We start from the raw sequence: 13,163 nt of genomic DNA, 5'->3' as shown, positions 1-13,163 counted from the left end.
AACATTGATGAAAACTTCATATGCTTTGATTGCTACATTACTGATGACCTCTGGCGCATCCGCTGTCGCAGCCCAGCCGGCTGCCGCGAAAAACCCGCTGAGCGTGCACGTTCTTAATCTGCAGACTGGCCAGCCAACAGCCGGTATTGAAGTTGAATTGGATCAGAAACAGCAGGATAACTGGGTGAAGCTGGCGTCAGGCGTCACCGATAACAACGGTCGTATCAGCGCCCTGTTCCCGCAGGACAAAACGGCCAGCGCAGGCAGCTACCGCGTCGTATTTAAAACCGGTGACTTCTATAAAAAGAGCAACCAGAAGACCTTCTTCCCGGAGATCCCGGTTGAGTTCAACATGGAAGCGAACGGTGAGCACTACCACATTCCGTTACTGCTGAGCCCGTTTGGTTACTCCACCTATCGCGGCAACTGATGACCGTCCGGCACTCAGGTGCCGGATTCCCCCTCTCCCGCGACACGTTCCGGAAAACTGGCCACCAGCCAGTCAATGAAGACCCGTAACCGTTGCGTCACGTGCCGGTTTTGCGGATAGACCAGATGAAACGGATAGCCCGCGGGACGCCAGTCGCGCAGGATCTCCACCATCTCACCCCGCCGCAGAATCGCAGACAGCGAATAGCTGAACGTCTGAATAATCCCCAGCCCTGCCAGTCCCGCGGCCAGATGCCCGTTACTCTCATTGACGCCAATGCGATGCGCACTGGTGATCTCAACTTTTTCTCCCTGCCGTTCGAACCGTAGCGGAAATGGCTTGCCGGTTTGCGGCGAAAGGTAACTCACCAGCCGGTGCCCGTTACGTAGTTCATCAGGATAGGCAGGCACGCCAGACGCTTTCAGATAGGCGGGTGTCGCGCAGGTGATCAGCGTGGCGTGACCAATCAGTCGGGCGACCAGTGAAGAGTCAGCCAGGGGACCGCCACGGATCACACAGTCAACGTTATCGCTAATCAGGTTAACCGGGCGATCGGAGACGCCAAGGTCGAGCGTAATGTCCGGATAGCGGGCAAAGAAGTCAGGCAACAGCGGGATCAGGATATCCCGCGCGGTCGATCCGCCGATATCGACACGTAAATGCCCGCGCGGCTTACTGCGCAGCGCATTGAAACAGGCATCGATATCCTCCAGATCGTGCAGGATACGCAGTGCCTTCTCATAGTATTCCCGCCCCTCCGGGGTAACGGTCACGCGTCGGGTCGTGCGCTGCAGAAGTCTGATGGAGAGATGCGCTTCCAGCTCCTGAACCAGCTTGCTCAGCGTGGCTTTCGGCATGTTCAGCGAGTCCGCCGCGCGGGTAAAACTGCCGCTTTCCACTACCCGTGAAAAGGCTTTAATCGCCAGCAGCTGATCCATTTATGTCCCCTATTATCCACCAGCGTGGATAGTCATTTTCATTTTTGTGGATTTATCCGTCAATCCTGCTCTTTTACAGTAGCCATCAGTCCGGCAGCCCCGCTGACCGGGAAGAGATAAATCTGTCAATGCCACCATTCGGAGAAACGCTAATGAACGCATCACTTGCAGGAAAAATTGCGCTGATAACAGGCGGAACCAGCGGCATTGGCCTGGCCACCGCACGGGAACTGGCGGCACAGGGCGCGCAGGTGTTTATTACCGGCCGGCGTCAGGCGGAACTGGATGCTGCGGTTGCTGAAATCGGCGGAACCGTCAGCGGCATCCGGGCCGATGCCTCTCAACCGTACGATCTCGACGACGTTTACTCGCGCATTGCGGCGCAGGCCGGACGGCTGGATATTCTGTTTGCCAACGCCGGAGGCGGCGACATGCTGCCGCTGGGCGCGATTACTGAAGAGCACGTTGATCGGATCTTTGGCACCAACGTGCGCGGTGTGCTCTTTACGGTGCAGAAAGCCCTGCCTCTGCTGGTTGATGGCGCGTCCGTGATTCTGACCGGATCAACCGCTGCTTCGCAGGGTACAGCGGCCTTTAGCGTCTACAGTGCCAGTAAAGCGGCGGTGCGCAACTTTGCCCGTTCGTGGGCGCTGGATCTGAAAGATCGCGGCATCCGGGTTAATGTCGTCAGTCCCGGCCCTATCCGCACGCCGGGGCTGGGCGATCTGGTCAGTGAAGATCAGCGTCAGGGCCTGTTTGATGCGCTGGCCGCACAGATACCGCTTGGCCGTCTGGGAGAACCACAGGAAGTGGCCAGAACCGTTGCTTTTCTCGCGTCTGATGCGGCCAGCTTTATTAATGCGACAGAGCTGTTTGTCGATGGCGGAATGGCGCAGGTCTGAGTGCTGATAACAGACCCTGTTGCGATGGCAGCGGGGTCTGCATCCCGCAGGCTAAGCGCAGCGGTGTACTCAGCTAAGCCCAGCCGCAGTCATAAAAAGTCACGTTGCAATCATCCCGCCCGGTCAATCCCCCGCTATAGTTATTGCCTGTCACGTCCGTCATAACACCATGGAGATAACATGAGCCAACTTTTTTCTTCTGTCTCACTGGGCGAACTTACGCTGGATAACCGCATTGTGATTGCGCCGATGTGCCAGTACTCCGCTGAAGCGGGTAATGCCACTGCCTGGCACCGTATCCATCTTGGTCAGCTCTCGTTTTCCGGCGCGGGTCTGATGATTATCGAAGCCACTGCCGTCGAGGACATTGGTCGTATCTCCCCTGGCGATTTGGGCTTATGGAATGATGACAATGAAGCTGCGCTGAAAACGGTGCTGGAAGATGTGCGCCGCTACTCCTCTATTCCGGTGGGTATTCAGCTGGGCCATGCGGGCCGCAAAGCGTCGTGCGCCGTGCCCTGGGAAGGCGGTAAGCAGATTGCGCCAGATGCCGGCGGCTGGCAGACCGTGGCGCCGTCAGCTGTGAGCTACAGCGAGGGTGAAGTGAAACCGCTGGCGATGAGCATTGACGATCTGCAGCGGGTAAAACAAGCCTTTGTCGACAGCGCCCATCGCGCGGTACGCCTGGGCATCGAGCTGATCGAAGTCCATGCCGCACACGGCTATCTGCTGCATCAGTTCCTGTCGCCGCTGTCGAATCAGCGCAGTGACGAATATGGTGGTTCGCTGGAAAACCGTATGCGCTTCCCGCTTGAGGTGTTCAAAGCCGTCCGTGAAGCCGTACCCGCGTCCGTGCCGGTAGGCGTGCGCATTTCCGCTACGGACTGGGTTGAAGGCGGCTGGGAAATTAAGCAGTCGATCGCCTTCTCACGTGAGCTGGAAGCGCTGAACTGCGCTTATATCCACGTCTCAAGTGGGGGTCTGTCGGAAGATCAGAAAATCAGCGTCGGGCCAAACTATCAGGTGCCATTCTCTCGCGATATCCGCGAACAGGTGTCGATTCCTGTGATTGCGGTTGGCCTGATTACGGAACCGCAGCAGGCGGAAGGTGTGCTTCAGCAGGGAGATGCCGATCTGGTCGCTCTGGCACGCGGTATTCTCTACGATCCACGCTGGCCATGGCACGCCGCGGCTGTGCTGGAAGGTAAAGTTCAGGTTCCGCCGCAGTATCTGCGCTCTGAACCGCACGATGTTAAAGGCATTCTGACGCAGGATCAGTAAGCTTTACGGGCAGAACGCATAGACGGCGCTCTGCCCGCTTTCTTATAAAATGCCTTTGAGTCGCAGATGCTGCAGCAGCATGATGGTTTTCGCATCCACAATCTCACCCTGGTCAATCGCCTGCAACGCCTGGTCGAAACCGATCTCCAGCACCTCGATATCCTCACCCTCTTCCGCTATCCCGCCGCCTTCACCGCTGCGCTGCTGGTCGTCATACTCAGCAATAAAGAAGTAAAGCTTTTCCGTCACCGAACCGGGGCTCATAAAGGCTTCAAACACCTTCTCAACGCGGCTGACGCGAAAACCCGTCTCCTCTTCCGCTTCAGCAACAATGCGCGCTTCCGGCGAGGCGTTATCCAGCAGGCCCGCGGCCGCTTCAATCAGAAATCCATCATGCCCGTTGAGGAAAACCGGAAAGCGAAACTGCCGGGTCAGCACTACCGTGCGTTTGTCGCGGTTATAGAGCAGGATGACTGCGCCGTTGCCCCGGTCATACGCTTCACGGCTCTGCTCCTGCCACTGGCCATCACGGCGCAGCAGCGAAAAAGTATATTTCTTCAGGGTATACCAGTTATCTGACAGCAACTGCTCACTGATGATGCGCACACGGGATTGGTTCTGCTGCATGGTGCTCTCCAGGATAAGTAGACAGCCCACACGCTATCATGCAAAATCGTGCATATTCAAGAAAAAACACGCAAAGGAAAGAGATGCTATCCAGCCAGCGTAAACAGAAAATCCTTGCCCTGCTCGCTCAGGAAAAACAGGTGCAGTCGCGCGACCTCAGCCAGCGCTTCAACCTCTCTGAGGACTCTATCCGCCGTGACCTGCGTGAGCTGGCAGCGGAAGGTTTATTGCAGCGGGTGCATGGCGGTGCGCTGCCGGTTTCCGCTGCGCTGGGCAACTTTGAAACACGCAAAAGCGTGCAGACTGCGTCAAAGCAGGTCATTGCCCAAAAGGCGGTTTCGCTGATCCAGCCGGGACAGATCGTACTGATTGATGGCGGAACCACCAGCGCGGAACTGGTGCGACAGTTACCCGCAACGCTGAGCTTTACCGCCGTCACCCACAGTCCCAGCGTGGCGCTGGCATTAGCCAATTATCCACTGGTGGAGATCATACTAATTGGCGGACAGCTCTATAAGCATTCAGTGGTGACCGTAGGTGCATCGATGCTGGAGTCGATCAATCGCATTAATGCCGATCTCTTTTTTATGGGCGTTACCGGTGTGCATCCGGCTGCCGGACTGACTACCGGTAATTTCGAAGAGGCGACGGTGAAGCGTGCGCTGGCAGGACGTGCAGCCGAAACCGTGGTGCTGGCGTCAGCCGAAAAGCTGAATTCTGCCTCAGCGTTTGCCATTGGCGACTTGTCGCTGGCCAGCACGCTGGTTGTAGAAACGCAGCCGGACGACGCGCTGCAACAGGCGCTGAGCCAGCATAGCGTAACGATCATCTGAGATCGTAGCAGGCCTGCAAAGCCAGATGCGGGCCGGTCAGTGGTCGTCGGGGCGCGGGAAACTTTTGGGCAACCGGCGTCATTGAGCTTTGCGCCAGGGCCACCGCAACGGCGCCCTGCTGATACGCCTGCTCTGCGGCTGCCGCGATCAGGGCAAAATAGCGTGTTGTCTCCCCCGCTTTAAACGCCGCCCATGCGTCCTCCACTAGCGCAACCTCTGTCTGGCTGCCGGGCTGGCAGAAAAGTGCCCGCGTCGCCGCCAGCGTTGATTCTGCCGCACAAAGCGCCACCCTCGGCCCCGTATGACGCCGCAATGCCGCCGCTAACATGCCGTCGGTGCGCATGACCCGATCCTGCACGGAGAAATCATCGGCAACCGGTCCCAGCGTGGAACAGGTAATCAGTACGGCATCAAACTGCGGCAGCATTGCTTTGATCAGTTGCGCGATACGGCAGCGTAACTCCGCCGTCATCCCGCCGCTGCGTTCCGCCTCGGCCAGCAGCGAAGGCATCACCAGGTGATTTAGCGGCGAGCTGTCACGCGTAAGTCCGCTGGCGGCATCATCAAAGATCGCGATATTGCTGGCAGCGGTGTGGAAGCAAAGAATATTCAGGGTGAGTTCCTTTTCTGATGTGTGCAGGGTCAGCGTGTGGGTTGCCACAAGCCATGCTGGATAACGACACGATAACCATCCTTGTCGATAAATGTCACGCCCCGCTGATCCCAGTAAGGATTAAAGGATGGCACCCTTTGGAAGCCTGCGTCATCCATACAGGTACAACGAAACAGCCAGTCTGGCTGGTGGGGAATGTAAAGCACCAGCAGATCGTCTTCCGTTGGCGATGGCCGGACGGGATGGGTATGACAGAGCGTGAATTCGAGATGCCAGCCCAATCCCTCCGCGCCCAGCATCACACCACTAAAACCCTGATGATCGGTAAACTCACCGATTTCCTGCAACCCCAGCCCGTGGCAATAGATCTGACTGCTTTGTTTCAGATCAGTCACAGGTCGGGCAATACGCAAATGCTGAGTAGTCATGGTTCTCTCCCTGTTCAGTTCACTGGTATTTATCACACTCTTCAGCGCTTCCTGTGATCCTGGATACTAACAACCGCCCAGGCAGTTCCATCAAACGACCGTATTTGCAAATGACGCAAAATCCGCTTATCGCTCACAGCGCTAAATGCATTCCCGCTGCAGTCATCTACACTTTCCCGGTATTCATATGGCAATGCCCAGTGCATCGCCCGGCTATAAAAGGAAGACAATATGACTGAACAAGCAACCCAGAACCATGCCTGGTTACTGGCTTCACGCCCTCACGGTGAGCCGACCAAAGAGAATTTCCGCCATGTGGCGCAGCCCATCCCGGAAATCAAAGAAGGCGAAGTGCTGCTGAAGACTATCTACCTCTCACTCGATCCCTACATGCGTGGCCGGATGGACGACGGTAAATCTTACGCCGCGCCGGCAGAGCTGGATCAGCCAATGGTCGGTGGCACTGTCTGTCAGGTCGTCGAATCGAAAAACAGCAACTTTAAAACCGGTGACTGGGTGCTGGCACAGAGTGGCTGGCAGGAGTATGCCGTCTCCGATGGCAAAGAAATTGCGAAGCTGGGCAACGATCTGCCGCATCCGTCATGGGCGCTGGGCATTCTCGGCATGCCAGGCTTTACCGCCTATATGGGCCTGATGGATATCGGTCAGCCGAAAGCGGGTGAAACCCTGGTCGTCGCCGCGGCAACCGGTCCGGTAGGCGCAACAGTAGGTCAGTTAGGTAAGCAGAAAGGCTGTCGTGTCGTCGGTGTCGCGGGCGGAGAAGAGAAATGCCGTTACGCGGTCGATACGCTGGGCTTTGATGCCTGCCTCGATCACCACAGTGCCGACTTTGAAGAGCAGCTGAAAAACGCCTGCCCGGATGGCATCGATATCTATTTCGAAAATGTGGGTGGCAAAGTGTTTGATGCGGTATTCCCGCTGCTTAACACTGCCGCGCGTGTACCGGTCTGTGGCCTGGTCTCCGCTTACAGCCAGCGCGAACTGCCAGAAGGCCCGGACAGAACTTCACTGATCATGGCGGGCATTCTGAAGCGCCGTATCCGTATGCAGGGCTTTATCATCTTCCAGGATTACGGTGACCGCTATCCGGAGTTCCTGGAGGCGATGCGTCCTATGGTAGAGAGCAAAAAAATCCACTATCGCGAGCACATGATTGAAGGGTTAGAGAACGCACCACAGGCGTTTATCGATATGCTGAATGGTAAAAACTTCGGTAAAACCGTGGTGAACGTCGGCGCATAATGGTTAGCGTGCCACGTCACTGACGTGGCACGCTGCATTGAATGCAGTATCCCTATCCCCGCAGTATGACCTCTCTGGCCTCAGGCCCGCGCGTAACCCAAAGACTCTCCCGCAAATCAGGCACACCTGTCGCTGGCGACGCTTAGCAGTAAATGTATTCAGAAGGAAAAAAGTGAAGACGTGATATCGCAGGAAAGTTTGCCTGGTGAGCGCGTAATAACGCTGAGCGCCAGGGCGGCGCTCAGCAGGTCATAATTACTTCAGACGGAACGCGACAACGCTGTCGCCCGCCGTGGTGCCAAGCGAGCCATGGCCGCCTGCGGCAATCACCACATACTGCTTACCATCTTTGCCCATAAAGGTTGATGGCGTGGCCTGTGCACCCGCGCTCAGTTCCGTCTGCCACAGCAGCTCACCGGTGGTGCTGTCGTAAGCACGGAAGAAGTTATCTGCCGTTGCGCCGTGGAACACCAGGTCACCCGCTGTCAGCAGCGGTCCGCCGTGCGCCACCATCCCCATCGGGAAACCGAGCGGGAAACGGCCAGGCAGGAAGCTGGTCTTGAGGTTTTTGGTGGTGCCAACGCGACGCAGCCATTCGGTTTTGCCGGTGGTCAGATCCACACCCACCATCCGTCCCCACGGTGGCGCGATGCAGGGAATACCCAGCCCCGATGCCATCTGCTGGATGTGGATAGCGTAGTCACCGTGGAAGTTCTCATTCCAGTACGGTGTGCCATCTTTGGTGAAGGTACGCTGAGTTTCGGTTTCCGGCGTGCGCTTGATCAGGTTGTACTTGTAGGCCAGGCGCACCGGTGCCGCAATCAGCATCTGGCGCTGTGGATCAACCGCCACGGAACCCCAGTTAAACACTCCGATATTGCCCGGGAAGATCAGCGAGCCTTTCTCGGTTGGCGGCGTCCACGGGTTACCGTCATAACGCAGTTCACGGAAGGTCGTGCGGCAGGCCATCTGGTCAAACGGCGTAATGCCCCACATCGACTTCTCAGTCAGCGGCTGCGGAATGAAGTTCAGGCTGGAGACCGGCTGGGTCGCCGCGTACTGCTCTCCCTTAATGCCATCGGTAGAGACCTTAACCTGCTCTACCGGGTAAACCGGCTCACCGGTCAGGCGGTTCAGCACAAACAGGTTGCCGGTTTTGGTCGGCAGGATCACCGCCGGTTGCGGTTTGCCCTGATAGTTGATGTCTACCAGCGACGGCTGTGACGGGTTATCGCGATCCCACAGGTCGTGGTTCGAACTCTGATAACGCCATTTGAACGCACCGGTTTTCAAGTCCAATGCCACCAGCGCATCACGGAATTTTTCGGTATTGCTGGCAGGATCGCGTTCAATGCCGATTTCATCCGGCGAGGCGTTACCAAACGGCACATAGACCAGGCCGTTTTTCAGGTCGGCGCTCAGCGTAGCCCAGGCGACCGGGGTATCCTGCGGATAGGTTGCGCCTGCGGCGACCGGTGCGGTGTTATCCGGATTAGCCGGATCGAAGTTCCACACCAGACGACCCGTAACGGCATCATAGGCACGGATGACACCCGATGGGTTGCCGCTGTTGAAGCCGTTATCCATCACAGAACCGCCAACAATCACCAGATTGCCTGCCACCAGTGGTGCAGCAGTCTGCATCAGCGCATGCGGACGCACCTCGCCCATGTTGGCGCGCAGGTTTACCACGCCGTTGTCACCAAATTCAGCACAGGGCTTGCCGGTGTCGGCATCCAGCGCCAGCAGGCGGGCATCGGTGGTGGCATTGAAGATACGTTTGCGGCAGATTGCCGGAGATGCGCCTGTCTGCTGCTCCGCCTGCTGACCGGCATCGAAGTAGCTCACGCCACGGCAGGTCTGGTGCTGCTGCAGATAAGAGCGGTTTTTATCCGGCGCTGTTTTCCACTTCACCGCACCGGTTTCCGGGTCAAGAGCATGAACCTCGTTGTGCGGCGTACAGAGGTAGAGCATGCCGTTGGCTTTCAGCGGCGTTGCTTCAAAGGTGTACTCGGTTGCATCATCACCCTGACGCAGATCGCCGGTGTGATAGGTCCAGGCCACTTCCAGATCTTTGACGTTATCTTTAGTGATCTGCTTCAGTGCCGAGAAGCGCTGGCCATCTGTGGTCCCGCCATAGGCGTTCCACTCTTCAGCAGCACCGCCGGTCGCGGAACTGTTACGTTGGGTATTGATGGTGCCCTGTTGCGGCAGCGGATCGTAGAAGCAGAGGCCAGTCACCAGCAGCACCATCAGCACCACGGAGCCGCCAAGGAAAGGATGGAAGCGACGCTGTCCCTGATAGAGAGGACGAACCACCCACGGCAGAGCCAGCCAGACACCCAGCACACCAAACAGGTCGCCGCGCGGGATCCACTGCCACTTATCGAAGCCCACTTCCCAGATCGTCCAGAACAGCGTGATCCACATCAGCAGCGCATACAGCGTCAGTGCACTGCGTTTATTCATCATCAGCAGAATCGCGCTGAGCAGAACGCCCACCCCCATCAACGCATAGAACGCGCTGCCTCCTGCAAGCAGAAGTTGTCCTCCCATGTAAATCAGGGCGATAGCAAATATCACCATGATTACACTGGTTATTTTATTTATCATGATCCATCCTCGGGTCATTAGCGGTCATCAGAAAGTTAAACTGGAAACATAAATTCAACGAGATCTTAACTTACGTGAGAAATATGTAAAAACGTGTATAAGCGTAACCCATTAAAAATATTTATTAAAAATGTCGACTTCAGGGGCGCTGAGACTGCTTTATTTACTTTCCTAAGGGGCAAATACGCGATATTCATCACAAAAAATTAACGATAGGCCGGGAGTTATCGCACCTTTTGTTCAAAGGCGAATAATTAACAGACCGGCCGCGCTTCATGAACGCCAGCTTAAGGGTTATCAGACAGGGATAACGAGTATCAAATAAGCATAATGGTTTATTAACCCGGTTCTGCAACAACTCTTAATGCTAAAATCAGAAAACTTAGTGCGCTACTGTTTTAAACCGTCCGGTTATCAGTGCTCATGCGGTTTCAATGATTTTCAGATTATTAACTCGGGCAATTGACTTTGCTCTGCCATTATTTTTTAGCGCTGCCTTCAGCAAGGAATAGATTAATAATGAAAGGGATCCTGCTGAATAAAACGTTTTAAGACATTCCGTAGCCCGACCCGACTTTTATCTGTGATATATATCATCACTCTTATAAAAATTTATCCGGCCAGCAGGCGGTTTTTTCACTGACAGCAATAACCCAAGGCTAACTATGTCCGCACTTAACGCTATTTATCGTAAGTTTCGTTTCCCGTTTAAATTTATTAATGCGGCCATTCGCTATCCTGCCGCTCAGGCACGGGTTAAACGTTATTCCGTCATGTCGATAGAAGAAACTATCGATCTGCTATTACGTAAACCGCAATTATCACTGGCCCGTTACGGCGACGGGGAACTGGAGATGACCTGGTATAAAAACATTGGCTTTCAGCCATTTGACCCAAAACTGTCGGCAAGGCTCAAGGCGCTGCTGCAGCAGGCGCCTCAGGACAACCCGAACTGTCTGATTTGCCTGCCAGATGCTTTTCGCACCACCCGCAATATGAAAAATGGATCGGCCCTGTTCTGGTTCTTCCATAAATCATTTTACTTTAAACATTATGATGCTCTGCTGAATCATCAGTACCAGTATGGCAATACCTCCGTTACCCGCCCTTATCACGATTATAAAAGCAAACAATTATCCAGGACGATATTCGATAAATTTAAACAGCTCTACCAGGGTCGCCGGGTATTAATTGTTGAAGGCAGTGGCACACGTCTGGGATTAGGCAATAATTTACTGGAGGGGGCCAGTGAAATTAAACGCATTACGACGCTGAACCGTAATGCTTTTTCCGTTTATGATCGTCTCTTCGATACGGTATTAGCGAATGCAGTCAACTTTGACCTGGTCTTAATTTCTTTAGGCCCGACGGCAACCGTGCTGGCGTATGATTTAAGTCAGCGCGGAATTCGCTGTATTGATAGCGGCCATGTCGACATTGAATATGAGTGGATGCTGGCCAGTGCCACCAGCAAAGTAAAAGTGGCAGGAAAAAATGTTAATGAAGCGGGCGTACTGCTGAGTGAACAGACAACAGTCGCTGATGCGACATATCAGCGGCAGATTTTGCAGCACGTTGGCGAAACGCCACAGAATAAAACCATGGCGGAAACGGAAGTCGTGGTTATCCCGCTGCCCCACGTCAGCAGCACGCATCATAACGCCGCCTGAGGTTCACCACCGACAGGCAATGACTGCACCGCATTGATGCGCAGGCGAATAATTAGCGGGATCAGTTAACCCGTTAAGCGCAGGCTCAGCAGCCCGCAGCCTCTGTCAGCCCGGGTTTTGCCGGATGAACCTCTTTTCCGGCATTAATCTTGCTTTGGCTCTCCTGAGAAACTTAATCAGGAGACGTGAGATGACATCCAGCCGTTACCGTTACACTATATTTTCACTGCTGTTCCTGATCGCCCTGATCAACTACATCGATCGCGGCGCCCTGTCATTTGCGGCCAACGCCATTGCGGCAGAGTACCACTTCAGCAAAGTCCAGCTCGGCGCGGTGCTGGGTTACTTTGGCTTCGGTTATCTGTTTGGTTCGCTGTGTGGCGGCTTCCTTGCCGACCGGATCGGCACGAAGAAAGTCTGGCTGCTGGCCGGTGTGCTCTGGTCGTTGCTGGAGATCGCCACCGCCTGGGCAGGTGAACTGGGCATGGCGCTGTTTGGCGGCTCCGCCATTATGGGCTTTGCGGCCCTGCGCATCCTGTTTGGTTTTTCTGAAGGCCCGGCCTATGCGCTGATGAACAAGGCGATTGCCCACTGGGCACCCGACAACGAGCGCGGCTTTGCGCTGGGCATTGGCCTGCTCTCAACCCAGGTTGGCGCGCTGCTGACCGCCCCGATTGCGGTTGGCCTGCTGCTGCTGACCCAAGACTGGCGCATGATGTTTATCCTGCTCGGAGTGTTCTCCCTGCTGGCGATGGCGCTGTTTGCCCGCACCTTCAGCGACAGCCCGGAAAAGAGCCCTCACACCAATGCCGCTGAACGCACACTGATCCAGCGCGGTCAGCGCCGCAGCGCAGGCGACAGCGTCTCCCTGCCCTGGTGTCGCTTCTTTACCAGCCGCACGCTGGTCTGCAACGCGCTGGGCTACTTCTCATTTCTCTACATCACCTTTACCCTGGTGACCTGGATGCCGAAGTATCTGCAGGATAATTTCCATTATGACCTGCACTCGCTGTGGTACGTGGCGATGATCCCCTGGAGTGGCGCCTGCATCACCGTGCTGCTGGGCGGCCGTATTGCCGATGCCCTGCTGGCCCGCTTCGGCAACCTGCGGCTGGCGCGCAATCTGTTTGCGGCGGTTACGCTGTGTGGCACCGCCTGCTGCTTTATGGCGATCCCCTACGTGCAGTCGGCTGCCGGGATTATCGCACTGATGACGCTGGGCAATGCGCTGAATGCGCTGGTGAATAATGTCTACTGGTCGGTAGTGATTGATGTCACCCCGAAAGCGTCGGTCGGCACCTACAGCGGCATAACGCTGGCTATAGCCAACCTGGCGGCAATTATCTCTCCGATGCTCTGCGGCTGGCTGGCGGAATATTACGGTTACAACGCGATGTTTACCGTCACTGCAGTCATCGCCTTCGGTAGCATGCTGGCGATGACGCTGCTGCAGCCAGAAAAGCCACTGGTGGCCGAAGCACAGACTGGCGCGGCGGATGTTTCGGCGGCGTAATCTCAGGCAGGAAGATTCCCTGGCATGACGGATTGCGGCTTAGCCTGACACC

The 13,163-nt window shown here is 55.8% G+C and carries 12 protein-coding genes; 7 read left to right on the top strand and 5 right to left on the bottom strand.

Features of this window, described 5'->3' with window-relative positions:
* The first annotated feature begins 7 nt into the window (after positions 1 to 7).
* The gene (gene uraH / locus FA92_RS08230; RefSeq protein ID WP_033783101.1) at positions 8 to 430 is read left to right on the top strand and encodes a hydroxyisourate hydrolase; all 423 of its coding nucleotides are present in this window, start codon (positions 8 to 10) and stop codon (positions 428 to 430) included.
* Between the two features lie 14 nt (positions 431 to 444).
* Here the strand turns inward: uraH and FA92_RS08225 are convergent, their stop codons facing one another.
* Entirely contained in the window at positions 445 to 1,368 is a 924-nt protein-coding gene (locus FA92_RS08225) for a LysR family transcriptional regulator (RefSeq protein ID WP_033783099.1), read from the bottom strand.
* A gap of 152 nt (positions 1,369 to 1,520) precedes the next feature.
* Here FA92_RS08225 and FA92_RS08220 point away from each other — a divergent pair, with 152 nt between their 5' ends.
* Positions 1,521 to 2,270: an SDR family oxidoreductase gene (locus FA92_RS08220; protein WP_033783098.1), complete on the top strand. Its 750-nt coding sequence runs from the start codon at positions 1,521 to 1,523 to the stop codon at positions 2,268 to 2,270.
* 180 nt (positions 2,271 to 2,450) lie between these two features.
* The gene (locus FA92_RS08215) at positions 2,451 to 3,551 is read left to right on the top strand and encodes an NADH:flavin oxidoreductase/NADH oxidase (RefSeq protein ID WP_013357863.1); all 1,101 of its coding nucleotides are present in this window, start codon (positions 2,451 to 2,453) and stop codon (positions 3,549 to 3,551) included.
* Positions 3,552 to 3,593: 42 nt separating this feature from the next.
* Here the strand turns inward: FA92_RS08215 and FA92_RS08210 are convergent, their stop codons facing one another.
* Positions 3,594 to 4,178 (bottom strand): NUDIX domain-containing protein, encoded by a 585-nt coding sequence (locus FA92_RS08210; RefSeq protein ID WP_033783097.1) that lies wholly within the window; start codon positions 4,176 to 4,178, stop codon positions 3,594 to 3,596.
* A gap of 83 nt (positions 4,179 to 4,261) precedes the next feature.
* Here FA92_RS08210 and FA92_RS08205 point away from each other — a divergent pair, with 83 nt between their 5' ends.
* Positions 4,262 to 5,011 carry a DeoR/GlpR family DNA-binding transcription regulator gene (locus FA92_RS08205; RefSeq protein WP_033783096.1) on the top strand — a complete coding sequence of 250 codons (750 nt, stop codon included), beginning with the start codon at positions 4,262 to 4,264 and terminating at the stop codon, positions 5,009 to 5,011.
* Here FA92_RS08205 and FA92_RS08200 read toward each other — a convergent pair.
* Entirely contained in the window at positions 5,004 to 5,672 is a 669-nt protein-coding gene (locus FA92_RS08200) for a glutamate racemase (protein ID WP_234366540.1), read from the bottom strand. The two genes, FA92_RS08205 and FA92_RS08200, sit on opposite strands and share 8 nt — an antisense overlap.
* A complete protein-coding gene (locus tag FA92_RS22550; protein ID WP_072008957.1) occupies positions 5,654 to 6,052 on the bottom strand; it encodes a VOC family protein in 399 nt (132 codons plus the stop codon). The genes FA92_RS08200 and FA92_RS22550 overlap by 19 nt, the downstream gene beginning before the upstream one ends.
* 231 nt (positions 6,053 to 6,283) lie before the next feature.
* Here FA92_RS22550 and FA92_RS08190 point away from each other — a divergent pair, with 231 nt between their 5' ends.
* On the top strand, positions 6,284 to 7,315 hold the full coding sequence (locus FA92_RS08190; protein WP_033783094.1) for an NADP-dependent oxidoreductase: 1,032 nt from the start codon (positions 6,284 to 6,286) through the stop codon (positions 7,313 to 7,315).
* 255 nt (positions 7,316 to 7,570) lie between these two features.
* Here FA92_RS08190 and FA92_RS08185 read toward each other — a convergent pair whose 3' ends face one another.
* Positions 7,571 to 9,928: a membrane-bound PQQ-dependent dehydrogenase, glucose/quinate/shikimate family gene (locus FA92_RS08185; RefSeq protein WP_033783093.1), complete on the bottom strand. Its 2,358-nt coding sequence runs from the start codon at positions 9,926 to 9,928 to the stop codon at positions 7,571 to 7,573.
* Between the two features lie 665 nt (positions 9,929 to 10,593).
* On the opposite strand from FA92_RS08185, the gene FA92_RS08180 reads away from it, so the two are divergent.
* Entirely contained in the window at positions 10,594 to 11,598 is a 1,005-nt protein-coding gene (locus FA92_RS08180; protein WP_033783092.1) for a GT-D fold domain-containing glycosyltransferase, read from the top strand.
* A gap of 190 nt (positions 11,599 to 11,788) precedes the next feature.
* Positions 11,789 to 13,111 (top strand): MFS transporter, encoded by a 1,323-nt coding sequence (locus tag FA92_RS08175; protein ID WP_033783090.1) that lies wholly within the window; start codon positions 11,789 to 11,791, stop codon positions 13,109 to 13,111.
* Positions 13,112 to 13,163 lie beyond the last annotated feature (52 nt).

The sequence above is a fragment of the Pantoea sp. 9140 genome, assembly GCF_000745295.1.
Lineage (GTDB): Bacteria > Pseudomonadota > Gammaproteobacteria > Enterobacterales > Enterobacteriaceae > Pantoea > Pantoea vagans.
The sequence above is the reverse complement of the archived record's forward strand: the minus strand, read 5'-3'. Positions and strand labels throughout refer to the sequence as shown.